Genomic DNA, 26,754 nt, shown 5'->3' with positions numbered 1-26,754 from the left:
TTTATCCGAATGTCTTTTTAGAGCCCGAGAACGTGTTTGGCGATGATGTCCCGCTGAATTTCCGCGGTCCCACCATAAATTGTCGAAGCGCGATTGTTGATATATTCCGCCATGGTTGTTAATCCATAGTCAGGGCCAATCAACTCACCGTCAAAGTCTGGTGTGAGGGCGTGGTCCTGAAATGGGGCGATAAACACTCCCATCGCTTCAACGGACAGCTCGTTAAATTTTTGGCCGATTTCGGTGCCCATCACTTTTGTTACCGATGACAGTGCACCCGGATTTTGACCGGCCAGCAGCGCGCCTTTTATCCGTAATTCCGTATACTCAAGTGCCAGCGCATCCACGACAACATCGGCTAACTTTGTCATGAATACTGTGTCCTCAGAGAACTCAGTGGCATACGCGTTTTTTTGAGCCTTAATTTGCTTTTTCAGTTTGGCCAACTGTTTTTTATGATCGATTGTAAAATTGTGCCCGCCACGTTCAAATTCCAGAAGATATTTTGCGACCTCCCAGCCCTGATTGATTTCTCCCACCAGATTGGTTGCCGGTACGCGAACGTCATCAAAGAAAACCTGGCACTGTTCAACGCGGCCATCTAATCCGACGATAGGATCCACTTTTATTCCTTTGGAATTCATATCCACGAGAATAAAACTGATACCGGCCTGGGGCTTACCTTCTTTTGATGTTCTAACGAGACAAAATATTTTATTGGAATGCTGAGCGTAGCTGGTCCATATTTTTGAACCGTTGATAACAAAATCATCGCCTTCAGGTACCGCCGTGGTACTTAACGACGCCAGATCCGAACCTGCTCCGGGCTCTGAATATCCCTGACACCACACATCTTCACCGGATAGAATTTTAGGCAGGTATTCCGCTTTCTGTTCGGGTGTACCATAGCGAATCAACATAGGACCGAGCATCTGCAGACCCATCGGCAGTAACGCGGGGGCATTCGCAAGTTTGCATTCTTCCTGGAAGATATAACGCTGGCTGATGGTCCAGCCTGTGCCTCCCTGTTCCTCGGGCCAATCGGGAGCAACCCAACCTTGTTGGTGCAGAATTTTATGCCAGGTCATAGTCGCATCAAAATCGGCAAACACGCTGGTCATTAGCTCACCAGAGCGTTTCAATTCTGGTGCTAGGTTTTCAGCAATAAAGGCTCGAACATCTTCACGAAAGTGTTGGTCACTCATAGTGCGGCTCTTTTTAGAATCAGGTCTGTTATGTATTATGTTTGTCGCCCAGTTAAAACAGTCTAGCCTGTTTTATTTTTATTTGGCAACCATTATTCCATCGTTTATTTTCTTTTTATCTTAAGAACCTCTGGATAATGCCAGCGAGGCAGCCAGCGCAAAGCAAAAATGTTCAAGGACCGCTGACCGCCCCTCAGGTTTACGTCCTGTAAATAAGCACTTTTAGATCATTTGTAACCCAGCGGTGGCAACGCAGGTCATTCATCATCGGCTTCCTAAGGAGCAACGCGTTACGTCAGATATCTTGCTTTAATCTCCTGGCGCAAGACGTCTTTGCGGACTTTTCCTGACGCCGTCATGGGAAAACCCTGGTAGATTTCGTAGCGCTCGGGCCACTTTTGCTTGGCAAGTCCCGTATCCAGCAAAAAGGCTTTCAAACTCTCGACATCCGGCAGTGAGCGAGACTCTTCCAGAACGATACAGGCACATACCCCCTCCCCCAATCGCTCGTGCGGCATCGCAACGACAGCAACCTGATTGAAAAACGGATGGCCGTGAAGCGTATCCTCTATCTCTCTCGCACTGAGGTTTTCTCCGCCACGTATGATGATGTCTTTTTTGCGATCAGTAACGACGATTGCACCTTCCGGTGTGATATGACCGATATCCCCCGTATAGAAATACCCGTCTCTGGAAAGAGATTGCTCGGTTTGCTCTTGATTACCGTAGCCCAGCATCATGGCAGGCCCTTTAACAAGAATTTCTCCGTCTTCACCTTGCGGAAGCTGCTGCCCATCATCGTTACAAATAATAACGTCGTAGTTAAAAATTTGGCCGTCTGTTTCCGCCGCCAAGGCTTCACGGTCTTTGTGTCGAAAACCCACGGTAACCAAGGGTGTCTCTGTGCTGCCATACACTCGAAACGCACGGCAATTGGCGAGTGTTTTATGAGCACCATGAATCAAACTCGGTGGTACCGATGCACCACCACAGGCAAATAACCGCAAGGACGGCACGCCTTCACCCGATGCTTGACACGCTTCAACCAGCTCTTGCAGGAATGGTGTTGCACTAATACACGTGGTTACCTGAAATTTTTTGATGAGCGTCAACGCTCTTTGCACCTGCCACTGCTCCATGAACACCACTTTCGCGCTCGTATAAAACGGCAGTTCAATACCATTGGCAAAGCCCGTGATGTGGGTTACAGGGGACGGCATCAACATGACATCTCCCCCGCCAATTTCCCACGCCTCACAGCCATTATCCAACGCCCGGGTCAGAGTGTTGTGACTGTGCCTGACGGCCTTTGGGTTGCCGGTAGTACCGGAGGTGTACATGACGATCTTATCGCTGTCTGGATTAACCTCTGCATAGGAAGACGCCGGCTCGGCAGGACGGGAAACCGAATCCAGTAGCGCATGGTAACTGATGGAACCTGCAGACTGTGGTTCGCTATCCCCCACAACCACAACCTGTTGCAAACTAGGGATTTTGTGACGTATCCGCTCGATCATGGCGGGAAAATCATAACCGCGAAATTGAGCGGGTATCAGTATGACTTTCGCTTGGGTGTCTTGAAGGATGAACGTCACTTCTTTGTCCCGATAAATAGGGATAATGGGATTAATAATTAACCCTAAAAGAGAAGCGGCAATATCCAGAGCGATTGGCTCACGCCAATTAGGGAGCTGGAAACTGATCACATCCCCGGCCACCAGCCCCATATTCTGCAAAGCGGCAGCCAGCAATAACGCTTCCCGGTAGATACTGGCATAGGTGATGGTTTCGCCGTCTTCCAGATAGATCGCAACCTCATCCGGATATTGATGGGCTTTTTGAGCGGCCAGGATGGCCATCGTGGTGTTGCGATAGCCGGAAGCTGACGTAGAGGTTTGTTGACATAGGCCCATATGCACTCCATGCACCGACCGCCTGAGATTCGCTTGCGCACTACCGCTTGAAGCTCTATCGCAAGGAAGATCCCAGCACCGGTGACGATTGTTCGATTTATTATTCGCGACTTACGGATTTCGAAGCCTGGAAATACGTTAACTCAGCAAATGAAAACAATCAATCCTGTTTTATAATTAGTTTGCGGACGGCTTATTCCTATTAGTATCCAGGAAGGTATCAACCGTATACTGCCTATTTTTTGAGGTGAAGTATTGAAGGCGGCAAGGCGGAACGCCTCGCCGGTAACGAAACCCGGACGACGCCGAGCTCAATGGAAGCTATTTTTTGTCTTGCTGTCCATCCTGGTACATTTGGAACAGTACCAGTGACAGGTAATTCATAATGTTCTGTGAACGGGCTTTGCGACGCATGGACATATGACTTAACGCCATGCCTTTCATCAGAAACTGCACCATGTCGTGAGCGGCCTCCAAAACCTTGGCATCGGTGCCCGCCCAGTGTGGGAAAATGGTGCGCACAGACTCCAGAAATTGTTTTTCAAAGTCCTTTTCCACCGGCTCCATAATGGCATTTAATTCCTGATCGGTACGCGATGCCGACAGCAGCTCCTGGTAGGCAACAAAGGACGGCAGGTTAACGTACTTCCAGGCAGCCTCGACGCTTTTACGTACCGCTTTCAGGGTGAGATTTTCTGTGGGATTGTCGATATTGACCATCAACTCGTTGTATTCCCGCAGACGTAAATCATGCAGATACTCAACCACCGCCTTAATCACCGACATGCGCGATGGAAAATGGTGCATCATGGCTCCCCGTGACACACTCGCATACTCGGCAATTAGCGCCGTAGTCGCCTTGGTATACCCCAGATCAATCAAACACTTAACGGCTGCTTCCATGATTGCTTGGCGCGTCATGGCACTCTTTTCTGCCTGCCATCCTGACTCACCTCGCTTGACAGCGGGCGTACGCCGTACGCTGCTTGTCCTGCTCGTTGCTTTAGCCATAAAAAATACCGATCAATATGCCTATTGGTTACGAATAAATGACATCATACCACCGATTGCTGCCCAGCCCATTGATTAAACAGGCATTTTTAGTTTAGCACCTGAATCTACGGCAAAGCAGTCAACCCAGGTAGACACCCCCTACCAAACAAAAACCCGTTTACCGCGAATCTCTAGTCACTGCAACATCCTGACCAGGCGTTTATCGCCCTGCCTACCCTAAGTGACGGGTCACTTTGACACCCCTTGCCTCTACACTCTGGCCGCAACAACCGCTCGCTGCACCCTATCCGGCGCCTGTATGCCCCAATAGCGACTAAAGGCAATATGCCACCTTTTTGGGCGAGACAGCGACAAACGTTTTGACAACCATAAATCAAACCGTCAGGATTGTTTTTGTCTAATGGGTCACTTAGACTCATGCACAACAAAGCCTGAAAAATAATCACTATAGACAAGGGGCGAACAATGCCATATCAGACAGACTTCCTGTTGCGTGCCTATCGAACCATGAAAACCACTCGTGAATTCGAGGAACGCTGCATCAAGGAGTTCGAAGCCGGAAACATTCCCGGATTTGTTCACGCATCCAATGGGCAGGAAGCTGTTGCTGTCGCCGCCTGCATCAACCTCACCGACAAAGACATTATCGGTAGCACCCACCGCGGCCACGGTCATTGTATCGCTAAGGGCTGCGACGTCATCGGCATGATGAAAGAAATCATGGGACGAGCCACCGGCCTCTGTAAAGGCAAAGGTGGATCCATGCACATCGCAGACTTTGACAAAGGCATGATCGGTGCCAACGCCATTGTCGGTGGTGGCCCCCCACTCTGCAATGGTGCTGCTTTGGCGGCAAAAACACGCGGCACTAAGGACATTGCCCTGTCGTTTAGCGGCGATGGTAGCGCCAACCAAGGCACAGTTCTCGAAGCCCTTAACTTTGCTGTTGTTTTACAGCTCCCCCATATTTTCATGTTCGAAAACAACGGCTATGGGGAAGGCACCAGTGCCAAGTACGCGCTTGGGTGCGACAGCCTGGCAGATCGAAATGGCAGTTTTGGCATGCCCTCTGTTTGCGTCGATGGTCTCGATTTCTTCGCCATGTACGACGCCTGCGAAGAAGCCATCGAACGTGCTCGCAACTGCGGCGGCCCCACCGCCATCGAAGCGGTGACCGTGCGCTTCGACGGACACTTTATTGGTGATCCGCAGTTGTATCGAGGCAAAGACGAAGTTAAAAACGCTCGCAACGAACTGGATTGCCTTAAAAAGTTTCGCACTCGGGTCGTCGCAGAAAATTGGTTGAGCGAAGACCAGATGGACGCGATAGACGCTGAAGTTCTCAGTCTGATTGAGCAGGCCGTAGAGGAAGGCTTGGCCGCACCTAAGCCTAACCCACAAACCGATCTGCTGGCCGACGTCTACGTCAACTACTGAGGAACAAACCATGAATAAGCAAGCCATTTTGACTGCCGCAGACAGTGGCACAAGCTCCATTAAAACCTATCGCGAAGCCATTAACGACGCCCTGAGACAGGAAATGCGCCGGGACCCAAACGTGATTGTTATGGGTGAAGAAGTTTCCGGCGGCGCCGGCTGCGATGGTCAAGACGATGCCTATGGCGGCGTTTTCGGTGTCACCAAAGGCTTAATGCCGGAATTCGGACGCGGCCGTGTTATCGATACCCCCATCAGCGAATCCGCCATTATTGGTGCTGCCGCAGGTGCCGCTAACAACGGCTTGCGCCCCGTTGTTGAATTAATGTTTTTCGACTTTATTGGCGTCTGCTTTGATCAGATCTTTAATCAGGCTGCAAAATTTCGGTATATGTTTGGCGGTAAAGCGCGCACTCCAATGGTGATTCGCGGCACCGTAGGTGCAGGCTGGCGCGCTGGTGCCCAGCACTCAAATATGCTGCATCCTGTCGTCACCCATATGCCGGGTCTTAAAGTGATCATGCCCAGCAATGCCTACGACGCGAAAGGCCTTATGATCGAGGCTATACGTGACGATGACCCGGTATTGTTCCTTGAACACAAGATCATGTACGACAACAAGTGCGAAGTTCCGGATGACGCTTATACCATTCCCTTTGGTGAGGCAGCATTTCCCCGGCAAGGCAACGACGTCACCATAGTCGCTATTTCCAATATGGTCACCCGCGCTATCGCCGCCGCCGATCAGTTGGCAAAAGAAGGAATCAACTGTGACGTGATAGATCCTCGTACCGTATCGCCTCTTGATGATGAAGCGATTCTCGAATCCGTCGAAGTAACTGGCCGCTTGGTCATCGTCGATGAAGCTCACGAGCGTTGCAGTTTGGCGGCTGACATTTCCAGTATTGTCGCCGAAAAAGGGTTCCACAGTTTGCAGGCGCCGATTCGTAAAGTGACTGCACCTCATACCCCTGTCCCCTTTGCGCCTGAACTGGAAGACGCTTATGTGCCGAGCGTCGAGAGAATTATCGCGGCAGTGCGTGACGTCCTGGGAGCTTGATCATGGCAGAGATTAAATCCATTGCCATGCCCAAATGGGGCATGGAAATGTCAGAAGGTGTCATTAACCAGTGGCATGTCAAGGAAGGCGATGCTATCAACGTCGGCGATGATTTACTGGATGTTGAAACCAGTAAAATCGTCAACACGGTCACCGCGGTCCATGCGGGAATTTTGCGTCTCATCACTGCCCAACCAGGAGAAACCCACGCAGTGGGAGCAACCTTGGGAATCATCGCCGACGCGTCAATTTCTGATGATGACATTCAAGCGGCAGCGCAAAGTAACGCAGGCAGTTCCAGGTTAGAAACTGTCGCTGCCCCGGAAGTTGAACCACAAGCCATTGAGCGCGCCGCCCCAAAGGTTGCCGAAATCACCGAACTCAAAGCCGCAGCGTCTGCAACGGCAATGAGCGCTTTAGCCGCTGGGGAAGACGACAGTCTGGTGGCGGCATCACCAATCGCTCGGCGGCTTGCGCAGGGTTATGGCGTAAATCTGCACAATGTCGCAGCGACAGGACACCACGGCCGAATTTCCAAATGGGATGTAGAAGCCGCGGTCTCTGCTGCGGGAGGCAAGGTCGAAAAACCTGTTCGCAAACCCGCCAAAGGGCAGCGCCCCAGCGTCGATGACGCCACAATTAAAGCGACTCCGGTTGCGCGCAGGCTAGCACAACAAGCGGGATTATCTCTCGCCGACTGTCGCGCCAGCGGTTCTCACGGTCGGGTCTGCAAAGCCGATGTCGAAGCCGCGGTTGCGCTTGCTAAGGGTACACTTTCGAAGACCGTTGACCTACCGGTAACAACCCCGGATGAGCCGGCGTTTGAATCCGTAACCATGACGGGCATGCGCAAAACCATCGCCGCCCGACTGCAAGAATCCAAACAAACCGCGCCACACTTTCGGGTACAGATCGATGTCGAAATCGATGCACTTCTGGCGGCCCGTAAACAGATTAACGCCAGCTCTACCCAAGCAAAAATTTCGGTTAATGACTTTATTTTAAAAGCCTGTGGTGGCGCCTTGGTAAACGTTCCCGAGGTCAATGTGCAGTTTGATGGCGAGACCATCAAGCAATTCAAAGACGCGGATATTTCCATGGCAGTGGCTATCGATAATGGATTGATCACACCGATTGTCAATTCCGTCAACAACAAGGGCTTAATTGCGATTTCTCATGAAACTCGTGACCTGGCGACCCGAGCAAAACTCAATCGATTACAACCCGATGAATTCCAAGGTGGCAGTTTCTGTGTGTCGAATTTGGGCATGTTTGGCGTTTCCCAATTTGATGCCATTATCAACCCGCCCCAAGCCGCCATTCTCGCCGTTGGCGCAGGAGAACAGCGTCCTGTCGTTAAGGATGGCAACCTTACGATAGCGACCGTGATGACACTGACGTTATCCAGCGACCATCGAGTCATTGACGGCGCTACAGCGGCTCGCTTTCTCGCGGCGCTGAAAGGTTTTCTCGAGCGGCCAGTCACACTGTTAGGGTAAAGGACCATGAGCGACTTTGATCTGATCGTTGTTGGCGGCGGTCCAGGTGGTTACGTTGCCGCCATACGCGCTGCCCAGCTGGGTTTCTCAACCGCTATCATAGAAAAAGAACACCTGGGTGGTGTCTGCTTAAATTGGGGCTGCATTCCCACCAAAGCTCTGCTCCACGGTGCCGAAGTGGCACACACCATTGCTGGCGCCAGCCATTTTGGATTTAACATTCCAAGCGTCGACTTTGAAATCGGCAAATTAGTTGATCACAGTCGCAACGTGGCACATCGATTGAGTAGCGGCATCGGTTACTTGATGAGCAAAAATAACATCGAAGTTATCGAAGGCAGCGCTCGCCTGGTTGATAAGTGCCAACTGGAAGTGGATCGCAATGGTGACCGTATCACTCTATCGGCACCCCATATTATTCTGGCCACGGGTGCCAGAGCCAGAGCACTACCCAACATTCCCTTCAATGGTACGAACATCTGGGGCGTGCGTGAGGCCATGACACCCAGTTCGGTTCCTGAGCGCTTGCTAATTATCGGGGCTGGCGCCATCGGCGTTGAATTTGCCAGCTTTTATAATGACATCGGCAGTCAGGTCACCCTGGTAGAAGCCGTTGATCGCATCGTACCGGTGGAAGACTCAGAAATTTCTGAACTGCTGCAACACGAGTTTCGACAGCGGGGCATCGAAGTTCACACCAGTACACAGGTAAGCTCTGCCCAAGTTACCGGCGACCAAGTAGAGGTTAGTTTCCGCCAGGGAGATACCGAACCCCAATTGACCGTCGACAAAGTTATTGTCGCCGTCGGTATCACTGGCAATATTGAAGATCTTGGTCTGGAGGCTCTCGGGGTAAACACGGACCGCGGATTTATTCAGGTTGATTCGCAATGTCGCACAAACTTGGTTGGTCTTTACGCCATTGGCGACGTCGCCGGCCCCCCATGGTTGGCACACAAAGCCAGTCATGAAGGGGTGATTTGTGTCGAAGCGATCGCCGGACTCAAACCTCATCCAATTGAAAAAGATCGTGTGCCTGGATGCACCTATTGTCGGCCACAAATCGCCAGCGTGGGACTCAGTGAAGCAAACGCAAAGGCTAGAGGTCACGCCGTAAAAGTGGGTCGCTTTCAATTATCAGCGAACGGTAAGGCCCTCGCCATGGGGACTGGCCGAGGCCTTATTAAAACCATTCTTGATGAGCAGACCGGTGAATTGCTCGGCGCCCATATGATTGGTCCGGAGGTGACCGAACAGATTCAGGGTTTTGGCATCGCCCAGCAATTAGAAGCTACCGCGGAAGATCTGGCACACACAATATTTGCTCACCCCACCCTTTCCGAAGCCATGCATGAATCGGTATTGGACTCCCTGGGCATTGCGCTACATCAATGAGGTTATTCACTATGAGCCATCAGATTCCCATCCACGAAGGCATTTTCAGCTGGCCGGATCCACACCCAGAAATGCTCGGTAGTCGCTGCAAACATTGTGGTGAAGCCGCCTTTCCAGCACAAGCAGACTGTCGCAGTTGCAGCAGCCGCGAGACCGACCTGGTCAAACTGGGTGACACCGGCACCCTATGGACCTGGACGATCCAAAGTTTTATGCCGAAAGAGCCTTATCACAGCGATGAAACCCCGGAGACCTTTCAGCCCTACGGCGTTGGTTATGTCGAGATGCCTGGCGGTGTTCGCGTAGAGGCGCGCTTGATTCCAAATCAGCGCCAGGATTTGCGCATTGGTATGCCAATGAAACTCGAGATAGTCCCCTTTCGCACCGACAGTGACGGGAATCAGCTCATGACCTACTGCTTTCGAGCATTGGAGGAATAGCCATGGATGTCGCAATTATCGGCATTGGCCTCCACCGCTTTGGCCGTCATCCTGACTTGAGTGGCCAACAACAGGGTGCCAGCGCTGTCCGTGCTGCACTCACCGATGCTGGCACCAGCTGGAAAGATATGCAGTTTGCCTACGGCGGCAGTCAGGATGGTGGCAACGCCGACGCCCTGGTGAATGAACTCGGTCTTACCGGTTTGCAGTTCACCAATATTTGGAACGGCTGCGCCACCGGCGGTAGCTCACTCCACGCGGCCTATACCGCAATTAAATCCGGCGAATATGAAATTGGCGCCGTGGTCGGTTTTGACAAGCATGCCCGTGGTGCCTTTAATGCCAAACCCAAGGACTGGGGATTGGATTACTGGTACGGTGAAACCGGCTTGATGTTGACAACCCAATTCTTTGCCATGAAAGCCCAGCGCTATATGCACGATCATGGTATTTCTGAAGACGCCCTGATTCGCGTATCCGAAAAAGCTTTTTACAACGGCTCCATTACGCCGACCGCCTGGCGTCAGCAGGCGCTCAGTTATGAGGAAATTGCCGAGTCGCCGATGGTCAGTGATCCATTGCGCAAATATATGTTCTGTAATCCCGCCGAAGGTGGCGCAGCACTGATTTTGTGTAACGCCGACATTGCCCACCGCTACACCCGAAAACCGCTGTTACTCAGGGCCGCAGCCGTAAGAACCCGCCACTACGGAAGCTTCGAAGTCTTCAGCCCATCCCAGGCGATGCATTTGGCCGATGCCCCTACCGTTACCGCATCAAAAGCGGCCTTTGAACTCGCGGGCATAGGGCCGGAAGACGTTGACATTTTACAACTGCAGGATACCGACGCAGCGACCGAAGTCATTCATATGGCAGAAAATGGTTTTTGCGAACACGGTGAGCAAGAGCAACTGCTGCGCGACGGTGAAACGCGAATCAACGGGCGACTGCCGGTGAATACCGATGGCGGCTGTCTCGCCAATGGCGAACCGGTTGGTGCTTCCGGGTTGCGTCAGGTCTATGAAATCTGCATGCAACTGCGTGGCGATGCAGGCGCGCGGCAGGTTCCTGGCAACCCCAAAGTAGGCTACACCCATGTTTACGGAGCCCCTGGACTCAGTGGCGTCAACATAATTACCCGCTAAAACACTCTAAATAACAATAACCTCACCCAGTGCGGAGATGTACTATGAACGACGAATTCAGAAGACAACAAGGTGATGATGCTCGCTGTGAAGGCATCAGCTTTCAGGAGCTACTCGATCTGGAAGAAGTTGCAGTGCCGGCTTACCTCCGAGAAAACACCTGTGACTATATGGGAGATGATGACCTACCGGTAGATCGCTGGATTTCACCTGAATACCAAAAGCTTGAAAAAGAAAAACTCTGGCCAAAAGTTTGGCAAATGGCCTGCCGTGAAGAAGATATTCCGGAAGTTGGCGATACGTTTCTCTACGAAATTCTGGATGAATCGGTGATTATCACCCGCACACCGGATAACGCGATTAAGGGCTACATCAATTCTTGCCTGCACCGAGGCCGTACCCTTCGCGATGAAAACGGCTGTGTCAATCAGTTCAAATGCCCATTCCATGGTGCTACCTGGGACCTTGACGGCAACTTTGTTGGTATTCCGTGCAAATGGGATTTCAAACATCTCGACGAAAAAGATATGCGTCTTCCTCAGGTCAAAGTCGATACCTGGGGAGGTTTTGTTTTTGTGAATTTCGATGAAAACTGCGAACCTCTGGCAGATTATTTGTCACCGATGCCAGAGCATTTCGAACGCTTTCCTCTTCAAGAATATTACAAAGGTGCCCACGTACAGCGGGTTGTACAGTGCAATTGGAAAGTTGGTGCCGAGGCCTTTATGGAATCATTCCATACCGTTGCCACGCACCGGGAAATCATGACCTTTACCGGCGATGCCAACTCCCAATATGACACCTTTGGCGACAATGTTAGCCGTTCCGTCACGCCTATGGGTGTTCCGAGCCCCCATCTTGATGGTGTCACCGATGAAGAAACGTTAAAGGATATCTTGGATCTGTCAGGACGTATGGCCATCAGCGATTCTTCAGGGCAATTACTGCCCGATGGATTGACCGCTCGCAAATATGTTGCAGACATGAATCGCAAAGTGTTTGAAGACGTTATCGGCGAGCCATTGCAAGAGCCCACCATGGCAGAGCTGGAAGACGCCATTCTCTACAGTGCTTTTCCCAACTTTCAGGTATGGATTGGCTATCACGGTAATATTGTCTACCGGTTTATTCCCAATGGCGACGACCCCAACAGCTGCATATTCGACACCATGTTGTTATTCCGCGTACCTAAAGGCGAAGGTCGTCCAGAAGCAGCTGCATGTAACAAACTGAGACCGGATCAACCCTTCGCTGATGCCAAAGAAATAGGTGCCCTTGGCGTCGTATTTGATCAAGACGACTCCAATATGCCTGCTGTTCAGAAAGGTATGCGCGCATCCAAAAAAGGTGCCGTCAGCTTGGGTTCCTACCAGGAAAGTCGAATCCGACACTTGCACAAGACACTGGATAAATATCTAAACGCATAGAACGACCAAGTCCTTCTTCGGGATATTGGCTAGCCCGCAGAAGGACTCATCAGGGCTTGGTTGCCAGCGCTGCAATAACCGCGGGTCGAGCGGCGACTCGATCTGTCCAGGCCAAAAGCGCTGGTGTTCGTGTTGCGTTTACCAAATCCGGAAAAAGCCGTCCTAGCGAACCACCACCCACAGAAAACAAATTGATATCCGCAAGCGTATAGTCCTCCCCCGCCAGCCAGGCGGTCTTCTGAAGCGCAAGCTCAAACGTCATTGATGCCTCACCGACTTGCTCATAGGCATTTTGAAGAGCGGCTTCTGGAAAACCCGCCCGAGCGGTCTGCCACTTTTTTCGTTGACGATGTAAGGGTATACGATCGACCAGTCGATCAAATTCGTCATCGGGTATTTTTCGTGCCATATCCGTGACCAACCATTTCCAGCCGTGCATGGAAACCGCTTCCATGAGCTGTTCGTCAATGAATTTATTCCAATATCTCATACGAGCCTTCGCAACTGCGCTGGCAGGTCTGAGTGGTGATTGGTCGGGAAATATGTCCTCTAGGTACTCATTAATCACCGATGTATGGGTGATTCGTGCCCCATCGTGTTCCAGCACAGGCACCTGGCCTTCGGGATTGATCTCCAAAAACCAGGGTTCGTGTTGCTCGAATTTCAACAAATTTAAAAACACACTCTCAAAAGGGATGCCCTTCTCGTGCAACGCAATCAGACACTTTAATGAATTTGCCAGAGGTTCTGCGTGATAGAGCTTCATCGGATTCGCCCGTCGTTATTATGAACGTATTTTTTTAGCAGGCGGGCAATGCTCTGACAACGATCACCGCAGAAACGGACCGTTCCAAATATTGTCGAATACGACCACAGAGGCGCTCAAAAAAGCCCTTTCAGACCGTTAATTGAAGATTTTTTGGCAGATGCTTCAACGCATAAACAGCACCGGTCACGTTGATAGACAATCAACTGTCAGCTAAGACAAAAACCATTGATGGAGCAGCCTTCCTGGCGAAAAGGCGAATACACCGGCAATGACCGTACCGGTATACAATAAAATCATCGCCCGTCGGTGCTTGCCAACATCACCTCGGCGAATCGCTAAGAATGCTGTTGGTACTGCATAGAGCACAAACAGACAGAAGAGATGCAGCCCCCCGAAGTGGCCGACGATTGCGCGATCTCCAGCAGACATGAAGAGAGTGATAAGCGCCGTAAACAACATTAATACCATATACCAGCGACCGAGCTGCCGGTGAATATGGGTCCCTTTGGTTTTTACCAGGATAGCCCCACCAAGTACCAGCGCAGGTAACACGGTCGCCAAGTGAACATAAGAAAACGGGTGGTACAACATACATCGACTTCCATGGAGATAATAACGACTACCATCCCTTGAACGAGATACAAGCTATGAGGAGAACAGCAAACGAATATACGTCCGATATTGATGAATTTGATTGACCAAAGATAATTTATCGGACAAAACTCTAGAGAGAATAATCCCACCTTCAAGAATGGTACTCAGCGCGTCAGCGACGGCGTCCAGCGAAACGTCAATTTGGGGAGGATACTGTCGATAAACCGGATTCAATAAGGTTAAAAACTGCTGACGCCAACGCAACATGCCCTCCCTCATTAAAGCCCGAAGCTCGTCATCAAACTGTTGATTTTCATAGGTAAAAGACGCTACCAAACAACCCGGATGGACATCTTCAAGCTGCTCCATGGCTTCAGCGAGAAGCGCGAGAAACAACAGCATCTGTTGCAACGGATCTTCCGTTAATGTTTTCGCTCGATCAATCAGAGTCTGAAAGAAGAGTTCATCACTTTCCAGATACCGCTCGACCAACGCTCGGGCAAGGTGATTCTTATCGGGAAAATGGTAGAAAAAACCGCCTTTGGTAATGTGTGCTTGCTGCAGGATATCGTCAATAGACGTGGCATTAAACCCCTTCTGCAATATGCTGGCTTCTGCAACGGAAAGAATTTTCTCTCGTCGATCTTCTCCTCGCTTTGCCATTTACGCCCGCCCCTCTGATCGTCAAAACATATAGCCCTTTCATGCCGCAAGACTTTAGCCTGAACCTGTTAGACTGGCGACCCGCGTCACTCATTATGTGAATATTTCACACAGTCACTGTACCAATGGTACACCAGCAAACACTTGAGGCTTCACAATCACTCAAAAACTCCGGTATCGATAACCAATTGGCTGATGATTTTCACTCTACGCAAGCTCTGCCTTTGCCGAGTCGAAAACACACTAAATTCAACCACTTATCCCACACAAACGCCTTTATTACGCCGCTTTTTCCCAAGCGAATCTGTCTAGAAAATAAAAACTAACGGCCTACTGACGCTTTGATTTTAAGAGCTTTCTCACCCCAAAAAAACCGACCGCTGGTTCACTAGTTTGGTTTTAAAGTTGACTTTAAAGTAGCCCTCATCTCGGGACAAGCCGGGGATTTCGAGAATCCCGAACCACAGCCCATTCACCTGAGACAAAAACGTTAGAAGAAGCGACTTACGCCAACCAACACACAACGGAGACTACCGTGAACCATCGGCATAAACACCTTACGAGCCTACTCGAAACCCCTTTCCTCACCGATGCCGGCTTGGAAACTGATCTTATCTTCAATCGCCATGTGGAGCTGCCCCACTTTGCATCCTTTGACCTGCTTAACCGAGACGATGGCCTAAAGATTCTGGAAAGCTACTATCGGGAATTTCTAAACCTTGCAAAAGCACACCAAACCGGTTTTATTCTGGAGACGCCAACTTGGCGGGCAAATCGAGACTGGGGTGAAAAACTCAATTATTCCAGTAAAGAACTGGACCACATTAACCAAAAAGCCGTCGCCCTTATGACGAACCTTGGCTCAGAATTTATCGGTGACGTCCCCGTCATCATAAGCGGCAATATTGGTCCCAGAGGCGACGGCTATGTGATCGAAGAAATCATGTCAGTGTCTGAAGCACAAGACTATCACCAGGCTCAGGTCGCAAGCTTTTCTGCAAGCGGTGCAGATTTGGTCAGTGGATTTACCATCAATTACTTTGAGGAAGCGGCCGGAATTGTTCTCGCAGCTCAGGCATTTGATATACCGGTCGTCATCTCTTTCACCGTGGAAACCAATGGGAAATTACCCAGTGGTGACGAACTCGATGACGTCGTTAAACGACTTGATGAATTAACGGAAGGCTATGCCCTTTACTACATGATCAACTGCGCTCACCCTTCTCACTTTATCGACCAGCTCAGCCAACATCGAAATGAATCATGCCGAAACAGACTTCGTGGCATTCGCAGCAATGCGTCGAAATGCAGCCATGCCGAGCTGGACAGCGCTGAGACTCTCGATTCTGGGAATCCCATAGAGCTGGGGGAAGATTACAGAAGACTACAACAACTACTGCCAGGGTTATCCGTTTACGGTGGCTGCTGTGGTACCGATATTAAACACATCGAACAGATTGCCAATGCCTGCTTATAACGTTTGTGTGCGGACACAGATTTTGTTGTTTAAGAAGACGGCAAAGTTCCGAAACCACAAAAAGGATCTTGCTCCCGATGGGTGGTTTTGATTAACCTCAACGCCATTCCCGATACTGGAAACCATTCCCCTCGGGATCAAATCCATTCGCAAGTGTAAAGGCTTCTCCCGCCCAGCGGGATTCGTCGACTTCACCACCCAGTTTACGAATTTGCTGACTGGTTTCGTCGATACTCGCCACTGAAAAAAAGAACTTGATGGGTAGGTCACGACGGCGCAACGCAGTTTCTGGCAAGTCGAAAGTCTGAGCCAGATCATGAATCACCAACTGCAAGTCCGCCCCCTGTAAGACCGACAGTTCGCGAGTGGAGTGAATAATGTCTGCTTGCAGCAAATCGGCGTAAAACGATACTAAAAGATCTCTATCGCTGGCGTATAACAGAATGCCAGCACGAGCAGGGCCTGTCATAGGGGGCTCCCAGCAGGCGGTAGCAGGCTACCGCCCGAATTTAAGGTTGGTTATCACTAGCGCCCGGTTTTTACATATCGCAAACAGGCACCACGGTTTTTGAAGGTCGCGCCATTGGCTTTACCGACTTTCTTCCAAAGCTGCCCCCGACAGTGAGCCCGCTTTTTCGCTTCTACGACAAGACCAATCAGTATGGGATCGTGATCAGAACTGCGATACGCGTTGGGCTCGAAAAGCGCGTCCTGAGCATCTAATTTAAACGAGGTATCATAATCGAGAATATCCGGTTCATCGGCGTTAATGTGCCAGGGCTTCGCAGAACGGATACGAGATACCATGGCACGACTGGCGAGTGCGTGATCCAAATACCCGACTTCACCATCGTACACATATGAATACGCGAAGGGGCCACCATAACGCTTCACCAAATCAACGAAGCCCGCGTCTTGAAGTGTTGAGATGGGATCCTCATGGTCATAGGAATTCAAATCCCCAACGATGATTGACTGCTTGGAGCCAGAGTTTGTCGGGTCACTATCCAGCCATTCAGCGAGCGCTTCCGCAGCCAAAGTGCGGGTGTGATTACAATTGCCTTGGCCATCCTGCAAATCAACGTCGCCGATATCTTCACAGTCTGAGCCTTTGGATTTCAAATGATTGACGGCGACCGTGAAGATACCGCCCGTTACATCGGCAAAAGACTGGGCTAAAGCCGGACGGTTTTTATCGTCTATAAATCGCGCATCGACATCGCTATTGAGCACGGCAAAGTCGCCCACAGGTTTCACTTTCCAGCGCTTGTAGATCAACGCCACTTTGATCGCATCAGTACCAATTGTGCCCGTATCAATATAGCGATACGCATCACTGCCCGTCGCTTCATTCAAACCATCGACCAGATCGGCTACGGCAGCTGACGGATTATTTTCAACCTCGATCAAACCGACAACGTCGGCATTTAACGCTTTAATTGCAGTCACAACTTTTGCGCGCTGGCGCTCGAACTCCTGGGGTTGATCTGCATCTGCACCACGACATTCCATACCGCCACTGGGGCCACAGAGATCGTTGCCATCATCGAGACTGGTAAAGTAGTTGAGCACATTAAACGCGGAAACCTTAAGTTGACCTCCAACCGCCGGAGCCCATTTGGGACGAGGATTGGCCACTCGATAATCTGCACCGGCCGTTGGCTGGACGCGATAGAGATCAAAGCGATAATCGAGAACGCCCGTCGCATTGGCGACGACATCCCCACCTCGAAAACGATTTTCCAACGAGAAGACTTCGCCATTGGGGTGCATCGCCGGATCCGGGTTTTGGGAAGAGCGACCATCATCGAGGGTAATCTTACTCAGTAAATTACGCGCGGCACGGATCTCGTAACCATTTGATCCTGGATTTCTTACCGCTGTTGGCACCATAAGACGACGCTCTTTATTCAAAGGCTTCGCCAAGACGATTTCACCGTAGCGATCAAAATTGAAAAACTCGCTGATGACCAGGCGCTGCGGAAATCTGACACGCATCCCCTCATAGGCTTCAAGGTCGTCCAGGGAATTTACCGGTAAGGTGAGATCCGTGAGCACGGGTAAAGCGGCATCCTGACCGACGACTTCTACAGTCGCGGAATCTCCCGTTACGGAAATTTGCGTTAGTCCATTGTATTCGGAAACCTCACCGGTCACTCTAACAAGGTCACCAACCTGGACGTCTACAGCGCCGCTACCATCGTATACGAACACACCTTCCGATGTTGCTGGATTCGCATCCGCGTCGGCGTCTTCTTCCTGCACGTAAAAACCAGCCAAATCAAAATCGTCACTGTCGCCCGCTTGAAAATCGCCAACAACAACCCCTTCTACAGAGACCGTCTCTCCAGTTAACAGAGAACTCTCACCACTGCCTTGAACTTCGTGTATTTTCACACTGAGAACGCCCGGTTCAGAGGTTCCCCCAGAACAATCGGTCTCCAGAGACTCATCAATGATCAGGTTCTGGAAAGCAAAGGCTTCACTGCCCCCATCAGTGCTGGTCTCGAGCTGTAACGTCAAGGTGGATCCCGCGGGCGTCAGAGCTTCAAACTGAGCCATGGTGTTGGTCAGAATTTGCTCTTGCAGCAGCATCGGATCACTCAGCTCGTAGCTATCACCGTTTTCGAGCAGGTACACCTGCGACCCGTCCTCGTTAACAGAAGAGGTAAACAAGGTTTGAAAGTCGCTGCCATCGACAGACGCTCGCCACTCAAAATAATCGGATGCCTCAAAATCACCCATCGCACCGACGTCCAGGCTAACCGCCAGGCAACTGGCGCTGGTCGCCGGCATGGCAAACGTCCAGGTTGCTGTCAGCGGGCCATTGGTATCGCTGTTGACGGTATCCGTCACGCCAAAAAAGATGTCGGTGTTATCAGCACCAATAATGCCCAGTGAATCCGTGGGAAAGCCAGCCAGAGTGTCATCCAGAAGCGCAAAAGGTACATCATCGACACCTCGCTGATATTTACCAAAACCGTCCCCGGCACTGCTGAAGCCTTCAGCGTAGTCCTGAGTGAAATCGGTTAAATTGGCACTGGTACTGCCCACCATATCGTAGGCAAGCTGAGCGGTGGAACCGCAGGAGACAGTCAATAGTGTTAACGGCAAGTAGTATTGCAGGTGCTTCATAGAGGAAATTCCAAATACTCAATGGTTATTTCACTGGGACTTATTGCATAAACGAATCCCAAAGGTATTTCCTCAATTGAAACACGGAATTTCTACAGCTTTATGTCATTGAAATGACAGTGTACGGCCAGCAGAGCTGATTTTTGCCTGCTAGAGGACCAAGCCTTTCCCCAATTTTCCGCACAACATGTTGTACTATTAACTACCGAGCTTGATGAATTTTGTGGAGGAGACCGTGTCACCGACAACACACTGTAGCCGCGGAGTAACACTGGCAAATGTCACCTGGCCAACCTCGAAAACCCTCGGCTTGGACCGAGTGATCGACGCAGCGATACGGGATCAGCGCATTGTCGGTACCGTTGTTATGGTGGCACAGGGCGGTAAACGTGTTTACTGTCGCGCTGCTGGAGACGCCGATCGGGAAGAGAAACACCCCATGACGCCGACAACCCCCTTTCGCCTGGCCAGCGTCACAAAAGCTTTCACCGCGTTGGCGGCCATCCGTTTAATGTCAGAGGGCAAGCTGCACTGGAAAGATCCTGTCACCGCCTGGCTACCCTGGTTTCGCCCCATCGCTGCGGATGGCACACAGCCGCATATCACCGTTGCACACCTGTTGACACATACCGCGGGGCTTGATTACGGTTTCCAGCAGTTGCCGCAGGGTCTCTACCAAACGGCAGGCGTTTCCGACGGTATTGACGACTCACAATTGTCTTTGAAGGAAAACCTAAGCAAACTCGCCACTGTGCCTCTCGACCTCTTGCCCGGACAAGCCTGGCGCTACTCTGTCGCCACGGACGTTCTCGGTGCGGTGGTCGCAGCGGCCAACCAATCGACGCTTGAAACAGCTATCGACACATTACTCACATCGCCTTTGGAGCTCGATGCCAGCTTTCACTGGCAAGGGCCGGCCCTGGCTACCCCCTATTATAATAGTGCCGGAGCGCCCCGACGAATGGCCGGTAAAACGCGAGTCCCATTACCGGACTTGGCGCCACTGTCCGTCAGTTTTGATCCTCAGAGAATCGCTCATCTCCTCGTCTTTCCCTCCGGCGGTGGAGGTATGGCTGCCTCCGCCGACAGCGTGCTGCGCCTGCTCGAGTGCTATCGACAAGGCGCACTGCTGCCCGCCCCCTGGACACTTGCCGCGCGGCTGGACCGCCTGAGTGCCGACATGGAAAGCATGTACCCAGGATGGGGCTTTGCCTGGCTCGGAGGTTACCGTCGCCCGAATGGGAAGACCAGCAATCCAGCGTTGCCCACATCCCCTTTGTCGCCGGGCTCTGTCTGTTGGGGCGGCGTCTACGGTCATAGCTGGGCCATGGATTTTCAAAGAGATTTGACGCTAGTGTGCCTAACCAATACCACCTTTGAGGGCGTGAACGGACGCTATCCTGCGCAGGTTTTGGCCGCCGCTTGCGCCGCAGCCGAGCCCTAATTGCGAGATCTGGTACGTCATTAACAAAAGTTTGTTTAGGAACCCCTTTTGACGTCTGCAAGCACATACAACTTGCAGTACAATGAACTTACGCGCCTCTCGCTGCCAGCCCCGATCACGCCTGTGATGGGTAAAGTGCGGCACACCTGACGATCGACAACACCACCGGACTCTGAACCATGCTGATCAGTGCACTGATCTTTTTACTTGCGGCTGTCATATCCGTACCCATTGCTCAAAAACTCAGACTTGGCTCAGTGATGGGCTACCTGATTGCCGGCGTGCTGATTGGCCCCTATCTATTGGGGTTGGTGCGCGATCCAGAAGAGATCATGCACTTCGCGGAATTCGGCGTCATCATGATGCTCTTCCTCATCGGGCTCGAATTAAAGCCCAGCCGACTGTGGAGCCTGCGCAAATCCATCCTGGGCGTCGGAGGCGCCCAAGTCATCGTCAGCAGCCTGCTGATATTCCTTGTGCTGTCCTATGCCCTCAACACTCAGTGGCAAACGGCCCTCGCCGCGGGGCTGGCACTGGCGCTGTCCTCGACGGCAATCGTGCTGCAATCGTTTGAAGAGCGAGGCTTGCTCCCTACCCAAACCGGCCAAAACGTTTTTTCTGTTTTACTGTTCCAAGATATTGCCGTAATACCCATTCTCGCACTCTTGCCACTGCTATCTTCCCAACCTGAAATCGCCGAAGATGTTGCCCACAGCAGCGCTTGGATGAGCGGGTTACCCGCTTACGGTCAAGTGCTGGTCAGTGTGATTACCATCGTCAGCATCGTAGCTGGCGGTCGCTTTGTCTCGGCACCGGTGTTTCGTTTCGTCGCTGAATCGCGTCTGCGGGAAATATTCACCGCGCTGTCCCTGTTAATCGTCATCGCTATAACCGTGTTAATGGAAGCCATAGGGCTTTCACCTGCCCTCGGTGCCTTTTTGGCGGGTGTCGTCCTTGCTGACAGTCAGTTTCGACACGAGCTGGTCGTCGATATCGCGCCGTTTAAAGGCCTGCTTTTGGGATTATTTTTTATCACCGTCGGCGCAGGAATTAATTTTCAGCTGCTTTTTGATAACCCCACGCAGATACTCTGCTTATTACTTGGACTGATGGCGATAAAAGCGGTTGTTTTGCTCGGAATCGCCCGCGTCTTCGGTTTTGCTGTTAACCAGTCGACCTTATTCGCCGCCGCTCTATGCCAGGGAGGTGAATTTGCCTTTGTACTGGTCAATATGAGTGGACAGTTGGGAATCTTCACCGGTGAATTTGGCAATACACTGACGCTCGTTGTGACACTGTCGATGCTGATGACGCCCCTCTTGTTTATTCTTCATGAACGGTGGTTCGCTCGACAGCCGAAAAACAAAACAGATGATGCTGACACCATCGATTTTCACGGAGAGATCATCATTGCCGGTTACGGACGCTTTGGACAAATCGTTGGCCGTCTGTTGAACGCACAAGGTTACCGATTGACCATTCTGGACCACAGTCCCAGTCAGATCGAACTGCTACGTAAATTTGGTCACAAAGTATATTATGGCGATGCATCTCGCAGAGATCTGTTGGATTCCGCCGGTGCTGCAACCGCCAAACTGTTGGTGGTCGCCGTTGACGATCCGGTTAAGTCGCTACAAATCATTGCTATTGCGCAACAGCACTTCCCAAATTTAAAAATTCTCGCTCGCGCGATTGACCGGCGACACACCTACGAGCTCATGCGGCTGAACATCGCCGGGCTGCGGCGGGAAACGTTTGATTCGGCCATTCACCTAGGGGTACAAGCGCTGGTTCAGCTGGGCGTCTCTCAGCGCCATGCTCTTCGCGCAGGCAGTGTCTTTACCACGCACGATGAGGAGACTATGGAGATCCTGGCGCAAGTCTGGGGAGACGAAAAAAGTTATGGTGTTGCCGTTCGACAACGAATGGACGATTTGCGACAGGTTCTGGAAGCAGACCAGCGGGAAAACCAGGGCGAATCACCCTTGCCACATGCAGAGACGGAAAAAACCTAGACTGGGCCTTGTTGCCTGCTAATCTAAAGGCAGGGTTTTACCCTGCTGGCTGCTCTGCTCTGCCAAATTCAGTAACTGAATGACAGGTACCACTGTCGATGGACAGACGGGCACAGGCTCCCCCTTCAACAGGGCATCAGCCAATTGCCGATAGAAAAGTCTGTAACCGCCTCTCTGGGTTTCAATAACCTGCACATCGTCAGGACGAAAGATCTGCCCCCATGCTTCTGTCTCCTCACGACCAAATGCCTCAGCGTCAGGCTGGATATTCGCTTGTAATTGCGCTTCCTGACAATCGAGCCCCGACTTCAGATAGCTGGCATCACTTCCCTCGATACGAAACCTCAACGATGGATTTTGAGCAGTAAAGGAACTGGAGTGAAGAATCACTTCCAGGCCTTTGTAGTGAAGTAAGCAGTGAAAATAATCGACGGTTTTCGCACCAGGCCGCTGATTAAGACAGCGTGCTGTTATAGCCTCCGGCAAACCGAACAACACCAACGCCTGGTCTAAAAGATGGGCTCCGAGATCAAACCAGGTACCTGTACCCACTCCCGCCTGCTCTCGCCAACGATCGCGAACCTTTGGTCGCCATCGATCGAAGCGACTTTCAAAGCTGTGGATCTCTCCCAATTGGCCAGATCGAACTAATTCAACAACCGTTAAAAAATCTCCATCGAAACGCCGATTATGAAATATCGTCAGAGCCTTGCCATGTTGCTTCGCAAGACGAACGAGCGTCTCAGCCTCTGCCGTCGTCGTAACCATCGGCTTTTCGAGCAAAACCGATTTACCCGCCTCTAAACAATCTTTTGCAAGTGTAAAATGGCTGTCATTTGGCGACGTAATAACCACCAGATCCAAGGGTAATTGGATGAGCTCTGCGGGAGCCTTGCAGTGAATAAAATCGCGACCGCGATGCGGCTCCACAGACTCTTGAGAGCTGCTGACAGCGGACAAAGTCATCTCTGGCGTCGCATCGATCAGAGGAATGTGGAAGGTCTTAGCAACATATCCATAACCGATGACACCGACGTTCAACATAGTTTATTTCTCTTCAAAATTACATTTCCAGCGACATCGAGAAAATCAAAGTGTTGTAGAAAAATTAGACATAAAACGATTAAATGCGCCATAGTAAACAGATTCGAAGTCTGGCAATATACGTTTTTCTTTACACTATATTTTAGTCCCCGATAATTGACATAATACGCGCCATAATTCGCTTGTCCACTTGCATTTATTGCCTTGGATGAAGCTAAATAACCTTATCGATTGATACACAAAGTAACGCCTGTTTCAGAAAGCTGCACCTTGTCGTTGTAATGACTATTTTAACTCTACGATAACGGCACCAATTGCTTCACTGTTTTTTTCCGCTGGATATATTCACGCTGTACATATTTTCCTGTCAGTCACGGATGCAGGCGACGGAGATGGCAAACCAATATCATATGCAGTGGCATGATAATCAAAATTATCGAATTCTTGATGCATTTCATCAGGGAATCGTAATACTCGATGAATTCAAACACATCGCGTTTTGCAATCAGTGGTTTTTATCACTGTTCAACATTCACAGCCAAATTCCCCAACGTGCAGAATTGCACTGGCTTTCCCAGCTCCTCTGTGCAAACGGTGGCATCAATGGACAATCCGATCCCGCCACGGCCGAAAACCTCCTGTTGAACTGCCTGCTGGATGCAGACACTCATTTGGAAATTCGCTGTCGCAAAACCATCTATGAAATTCGCAGCTGTCAACTAGCGACATCCGAATATGCTCTGACCTTCGTAGATATCACCTCTGCCTTCGAGCAGATCCACAGCCTCGACCAAATCATTGAACAAACTCCGGTCGCGATCATAGGCCTAGAAGCGAGCGGCCGTATCACAATGGTTAATAGCCGCGCCAGAAAGCTGTTATTGGCAGGTAAACACCGATTGATTCACAGCAGTTTTTTTCAACATATTTCGGTAAATGACCGACAGAAATTTCGAGCACTGTTTCAATACATCACAGAATCTGCCGCCAAAAATCCCAGAGCGCAATCACTGGAACTTTCTATGGTGTCTGTCTCAGGCGATTCGTTTCCTGTCGAACTGTCCCTGGGCCTTGTAGAAACCGGTCATCAAAGCAGTTTTATTTTAACCTTTACCGATCTCACCCAGCGCAAAAAAGCCGAGAAGCTCATACACCAAGCCCATGCGTTGACAGAATCTATTGTAAACAGTGCGCCCTTCGGCATTGTTGCGACCGACTCCGAGGGTTTGATATTGGCGGCGAGCCCCGCCATTGAAACCTTGCTCGGCTACGCGCGTGAAGAATTACTCAATTGCAAAAACGTTTTGATGTTTCACGATGAGAGCGAGCTGAAGGAACAAGCAGAACAACTCAACAACGAGTTTCAGGAAGATCTAAAGCCCGACTTTTTTATGCTGTCCTATCGCAGTCGTTCCGGAGACACCGATGAGAAAGATTGCCTCTACGTTCGTAAAGACGGCAGCACACTTCCCGTGCATCTTACCATTACCAGAATGCTTGATGATCAGCAGGAACTCACCGGCTATTTGTTCGTCGCTTACGACATCACCGAACAGAAACGCGCTCAGGAATACATCCAACACATGGCGCACCACGACAGCCTCACAGGTTTACCGAACCGGATGTTTATGGAAGATCGCCTGGAGCATGCGCTGCGACAAGCCAAACGCCACGGCAATCGCATTGGTGTACTCGTTATCGATCTCGACCATTTCAAGCACATTAACGACACCTTGGGCCACCTTGCAGGCGATCAGGTTTTAAAGCAGATAGCCCGACGCCTTGAAGGCGCTGTGCGAGAATCTGACACCGTCTGTCGATTGGGAGGTGACGAGTTTGTCGTGCTCCTGCCCGAGGTCAATCGACAAGAGGATGTTGAGCTGGTCTGCGAAAAAATCATATCCGAACTTGAACCGCCATTGGATATTGGTTCGGCAAACCTTGCCATCACACCGAGCATTGGCCTCAGCATCGCCCCCGATGACGGACAGACCTCTGTGGAACTGCTAAAACACGCCGACATCGCCATGTACCACGCCAAAAATACCGGCAGAAACGGTTACAAAGTTTTTCATACCGATTTGGAGGTATCCCGGCTGAGGGATATCTCCATAGAGCAGGCACTCCACGATGCCTTTAATCAAGACAAGCTTGACCTGCACTACCAACCCAGAATTGACTTACAGAAGAAAAAGGTGGTTGCGGTTGAAGCCTTACTTCGCTGGCATCAAGATGATGAAACCTACTCACCCAATCAGTTTATCCCCATGGCGGAAGCGACAGGCTTTATCGTTAAGCTTGGCGAGTGGGTACTTGCCAAAGCCTGCCAGGAAATCCAACGCCTGAACCACGAATTACGCAGTGATATTCAGGTTGCCGTAAATATATCCCCCAAACAGTTTGAACAGCCTCACTTCGTTGAGCACATTGAACATGTACTCATGGAGACAGGTTTGGCAGCACACATGCTGCAACTGGAATTGTCAGAGCAAATCCTGGTCTCGGAATCGGAGATCGCGCAAAAGAAGTTGCAACAGCTCAGTCAGCTGGGGATTGACCTGGCAGTAAACGATTTTGCTACCGGAACATCCAACTTGGGAATGATCGCCCATTTTCCAATCAATATTATTAAAATCGATCGCCGCTTTATGAAGCTTGAACAACGAGCAAATCTTGCTGTGATTAACGCTATTATAGCCATAACGCAAGGGTTGGATTTGCAACTCATTTTTGAAGGTGTAGAAGACGATCACCAGCTGGAATTTATTAATGAAAAAGGCGGCAGCCTTGTACAAGGGTTTATGTTCTCCAAAGCACTGCCACTTAACAAATTACAGCAGACCATGCAACGCATCAATAACAGAGTTCAAAAGATGTTAGCAAACCAGAATAGAGACCCCAGTATTTTTCCGGGGTAATATGGATGTTCTGAAGTAATATAACGAAAAATACCTACGTCCCGAGATGTCCAGAACGCGATCTATAAAAACACATTTATTTGAGTGAACAAACTAACGGCAAGTAAGCTGTCTTTTACAATCATTTAAACAATTTTTTTGGGCTAAACCTACTCTTTCT

20 protein-coding genes are annotated in these 26,754 nt (G+C 50.7%); 11 read left to right on the top strand and 9 right to left on the bottom strand.

Annotated elements, in window-relative coordinates:
• Positions 1–17: 17 nt before the first annotated feature.
• The 3 genes from ACXAFR_RS15910 to ACXAFR_RS15900 form a co-directional block, all read right to left on the bottom strand.
• Complete coding sequence (locus tag ACXAFR_RS15910; RefSeq protein WP_475178616.1) at positions 18–1,205, bottom strand: acyl-CoA dehydrogenase family protein; 1,188 nt, start codon at positions 1,203–1,205, stop codon at positions 18–20.
• A gap of 290 nt (positions 1,206–1,495) precedes the next feature.
• A complete protein-coding gene (locus ACXAFR_RS15905) occupies positions 1,496–3,118 on the bottom strand; it encodes an AMP-binding protein (RefSeq protein ID WP_475178614.1) in 1,623 nt (540 codons plus the stop codon).
• A gap of 321 nt (positions 3,119–3,439) precedes the next feature.
• A complete protein-coding gene (locus tag ACXAFR_RS15900) occupies positions 3,440–4,129 on the bottom strand; it encodes a TetR/AcrR family transcriptional regulator (RefSeq protein WP_475178613.1) in 690 nt (229 codons plus the stop codon).
• Between the two features lie 468 nt (positions 4,130–4,597).
• Here ACXAFR_RS15900 and ACXAFR_RS15895 point away from each other — a divergent pair, with 468 nt between their 5' ends.
• The 7 genes from ACXAFR_RS15895 to ACXAFR_RS15865 are packed head-to-tail and all read left to right on the top strand — an operon-like array spanning position 4,598 to position 12,535.
• On the top strand, positions 4,598–5,569 hold the full coding sequence (locus ACXAFR_RS15895) for a thiamine pyrophosphate-dependent dehydrogenase E1 component subunit alpha (protein ID WP_475178612.1): 972 nt from the start codon (positions 4,598–4,600) through the stop codon (positions 5,567–5,569).
• Positions 5,570–5,579: 10 nt separating this feature from the next.
• Positions 5,580–6,629 (top strand): alpha-ketoacid dehydrogenase subunit beta, encoded by a 1,050-nt coding sequence (locus tag ACXAFR_RS15890; protein WP_475178611.1) that lies wholly within the window; start codon positions 5,580–5,582, stop codon positions 6,627–6,629.
• 2 nt (positions 6,630–6,631) lie between these two features.
• Positions 6,632–8,128: a 2-oxo acid dehydrogenase subunit E2 gene (locus ACXAFR_RS15885; protein ID WP_475178609.1), complete on the top strand. Its 1,497-nt coding sequence runs from the start codon at positions 6,632–6,634 to the stop codon at positions 8,126–8,128.
• Between the two features lie 6 nt (positions 8,129–8,134).
• Positions 8,135–9,523, top strand: coding sequence for a dihydrolipoyl dehydrogenase (lpdA, locus tag ACXAFR_RS15880; RefSeq protein WP_475178608.1), 1,389 nt, complete (start codon positions 8,135–8,137; stop codon positions 9,521–9,523).
• Positions 9,524–9,534: 11 nt separating this feature from the next.
• A complete protein-coding gene (locus ACXAFR_RS15875; RefSeq protein ID WP_475178606.1) occupies positions 9,535–9,963 on the top strand; it encodes a Zn-ribbon domain-containing OB-fold protein in 429 nt (142 codons plus the stop codon).
• Positions 9,964–9,965: 2 nt separating this feature from the next.
• Positions 9,966–11,108: a thiolase family protein gene (locus tag ACXAFR_RS15870; RefSeq protein WP_475178605.1), complete on the top strand. Its 1,143-nt coding sequence runs from the start codon at positions 9,966–9,968 to the stop codon at positions 11,106–11,108.
• Positions 11,109–11,152: 44 nt separating this feature from the next.
• Positions 11,153–12,535: an aromatic ring-hydroxylating oxygenase subunit alpha gene (locus ACXAFR_RS15865; RefSeq protein ID WP_475178604.1), complete on the top strand. Its 1,383-nt coding sequence runs from the start codon at positions 11,153–11,155 to the stop codon at positions 12,533–12,535.
• 49 nt (positions 12,536–12,584) lie between these two features.
• On the opposite strand, the gene ACXAFR_RS15860 is transcribed toward ACXAFR_RS15865, so the two are convergent.
• From ACXAFR_RS15860 to ACXAFR_RS15850, 3 genes are all read right to left on the bottom strand, one after another.
• A complete protein-coding gene (locus ACXAFR_RS15860; protein WP_475178603.1) occupies positions 12,585–13,301 on the bottom strand; it encodes a glutathione S-transferase family protein in 717 nt (238 codons plus the stop codon).
• Positions 13,302–13,514: 213 nt separating this feature from the next.
• Complete coding sequence (locus tag ACXAFR_RS15855; RefSeq protein ID WP_475178601.1) at positions 13,515–13,895, bottom strand: DUF2306 domain-containing protein; 381 nt, start codon at positions 13,893–13,895, stop codon at positions 13,515–13,517.
• A gap of 54 nt (positions 13,896–13,949) precedes the next feature.
• Positions 13,950–14,561: a TetR/AcrR family transcriptional regulator gene (locus ACXAFR_RS15850; RefSeq protein ID WP_475178600.1), complete on the bottom strand. Its 612-nt coding sequence runs from the start codon at positions 14,559–14,561 to the stop codon at positions 13,950–13,952.
• 535 nt (positions 14,562–15,096) lie between these two features.
• Here ACXAFR_RS15850 and ACXAFR_RS15845 point away from each other — a divergent pair.
• A complete protein-coding gene (locus tag ACXAFR_RS15845) occupies positions 15,097–16,038 on the top strand; it encodes a homocysteine S-methyltransferase family protein (protein WP_475178599.1) in 942 nt (313 codons plus the stop codon).
• Positions 16,039–16,135: 97 nt separating this feature from the next.
• Here ACXAFR_RS15845 and ACXAFR_RS15840 read toward each other — a convergent pair whose 3' ends face one another.
• Both ACXAFR_RS15840 and ACXAFR_RS15835 read right to left on the bottom strand, forming a co-directional pair.
• On the bottom strand, positions 16,136–16,507 hold the full coding sequence (locus ACXAFR_RS15840) for a VOC family protein (protein WP_475178597.1): 372 nt from the start codon (positions 16,505–16,507) through the stop codon (positions 16,136–16,138).
• Positions 16,508–16,563: 56 nt separating this feature from the next.
• Positions 16,564–19,173, bottom strand: a complete 2,610-nt coding sequence (locus ACXAFR_RS15835; RefSeq protein ID WP_475178596.1) for an ExeM/NucH family extracellular endonuclease — start codon at positions 19,171–19,173, stop codon at positions 16,564–16,566.
• A 235-nt stretch (positions 19,174–19,408) separates the two neighbouring features.
• Between ACXAFR_RS15835 and ACXAFR_RS15830 the strand changes: the two genes are divergently transcribed.
• Together ACXAFR_RS15830 and ACXAFR_RS15825 are read left to right on the top strand one after the other, a co-directional pair.
• Positions 19,409–20,617: a serine hydrolase domain-containing protein gene (locus ACXAFR_RS15830; protein WP_475178595.1), complete on the top strand. Its 1,209-nt coding sequence runs from the start codon at positions 19,409–19,411 to the stop codon at positions 20,615–20,617.
• A gap of 179 nt (positions 20,618–20,796) precedes the next feature.
• Complete coding sequence (locus ACXAFR_RS15825) at positions 20,797–22,632, top strand: monovalent cation:proton antiporter-2 (CPA2) family protein (RefSeq protein WP_475178593.1); 1,836 nt, start codon at positions 20,797–20,799, stop codon at positions 22,630–22,632.
• 18 nt (positions 22,633–22,650) lie between these two features.
• Here the strand turns inward: ACXAFR_RS15825 and ACXAFR_RS15820 are convergent, their stop codons facing one another.
• On the bottom strand, positions 22,651–23,676 hold the full coding sequence (locus tag ACXAFR_RS15820; protein ID WP_475178592.1) for an oxidoreductase: 1,026 nt from the start codon (positions 23,674–23,676) through the stop codon (positions 22,651–22,653).
• Positions 23,677–24,068: 392 nt separating this feature from the next.
• Here ACXAFR_RS15820 and ACXAFR_RS15815 point away from each other — a divergent pair, with 392 nt between their 5' ends.
• Positions 24,069–26,594 (top strand): putative bifunctional diguanylate cyclase/phosphodiesterase, encoded by a 2,526-nt coding sequence (locus ACXAFR_RS15815; RefSeq protein WP_475178591.1) that lies wholly within the window; start codon positions 24,069–24,071, stop codon positions 26,592–26,594.
• Positions 26,595–26,754 lie beyond the last annotated feature (160 nt).

Source organism: Pseudomaricurvus sp. ABR4_320, assembly GCF_056159445.1.
The sequence above is the reverse complement of the archived record's forward strand: the minus strand, read 5'-3'. Positions and strand labels throughout refer to the sequence as shown.

What these genes read in the sequence shown, in the direction of transcription:
- ACXAFR_RS15910 (WP_475178616.1), bottom strand. Translation starts at nt 1,205, where the DNA reads ATGAGTGACCAACACTTTCGTGAAGATGTTCGAGCCTTTATTGCTGAA.
- ACXAFR_RS15905 (WP_475178614.1), bottom strand. Translation starts at nt 3,118, where the DNA reads ATGGGCCTATGTCAACAAACCTCTACGTCAGCTTCCGGCTATCGCAAC.
- ACXAFR_RS15900 (WP_475178613.1), bottom strand. Translation starts at nt 4,129, where the DNA reads ATGGCTAAAGCAACGAGCAGGACAAGCAGCGTACGGCGTACGCCCGCT.
- ACXAFR_RS15895 (WP_475178612.1), top strand. Translation starts at nt 4,598, where the DNA reads ATGCCATATCAGACAGACTTCCTGTTGCGTGCCTATCGAACCATGAAA.
- ACXAFR_RS15890 (WP_475178611.1), top strand. Translation starts at nt 5,580, where the DNA reads ATGAATAAGCAAGCCATTTTGACTGCCGCAGACAGTGGCACAAGCTCC.
- ACXAFR_RS15885 (WP_475178609.1), top strand. Translation starts at nt 6,632, where the DNA reads ATGGCAGAGATTAAATCCATTGCCATGCCCAAATGGGGCATGGAAATG.
- lpdA (WP_475178608.1), top strand. Translation starts at nt 8,135, where the DNA reads ATGAGCGACTTTGATCTGATCGTTGTTGGCGGCGGTCCAGGTGGTTAC.
- ACXAFR_RS15875 (WP_475178606.1), top strand. Translation starts at nt 9,535, where the DNA reads ATGAGCCATCAGATTCCCATCCACGAAGGCATTTTCAGCTGGCCGGAT.
- ACXAFR_RS15870 (WP_475178605.1), top strand. Translation starts at nt 9,966, where the DNA reads ATGGATGTCGCAATTATCGGCATTGGCCTCCACCGCTTTGGCCGTCAT.
- ACXAFR_RS15865 (WP_475178604.1), top strand. Translation starts at nt 11,153, where the DNA reads ATGAACGACGAATTCAGAAGACAACAAGGTGATGATGCTCGCTGTGAA.
- ACXAFR_RS15860 (WP_475178603.1), bottom strand. Translation starts at nt 13,301, where the DNA reads ATGAAGCTCTATCACGCAGAACCTCTGGCAAATTCATTAAAGTGTCTG.
- ACXAFR_RS15855 (WP_475178601.1), bottom strand. Translation starts at nt 13,895, where the DNA reads ATGTTGTACCACCCGTTTTCTTATGTTCACTTGGCGACCGTGTTACCT.
- ACXAFR_RS15850 (WP_475178600.1), bottom strand. Translation starts at nt 14,561, where the DNA reads ATGGCAAAGCGAGGAGAAGATCGACGAGAGAAAATTCTTTCCGTTGCA.
- ACXAFR_RS15840 (WP_475178597.1), bottom strand. Translation starts at nt 16,507, where the DNA reads ATGACAGGCCCTGCTCGTGCTGGCATTCTGTTATACGCCAGCGATAGA.
- ACXAFR_RS15835 (WP_475178596.1), bottom strand. Translation starts at nt 19,173, where the DNA reads ATGAAGCACCTGCAATACTACTTGCCGTTAACACTATTGACTGTCTCC.
- ACXAFR_RS15825 (WP_475178593.1), top strand. Translation starts at nt 20,797, where the DNA reads ATGCTGATCAGTGCACTGATCTTTTTACTTGCGGCTGTCATATCCGTA.
- ACXAFR_RS15820 (WP_475178592.1), bottom strand. Translation starts at nt 23,676, where the DNA reads ATGTTGAACGTCGGTGTCATCGGTTATGGATATGTTGCTAAGACCTTC.
- ACXAFR_RS15815 (WP_475178591.1), top strand. Translation starts at nt 24,069, where the DNA reads ATGGCAAACCAATATCATATGCAGTGGCATGATAATCAAAATTATCGA.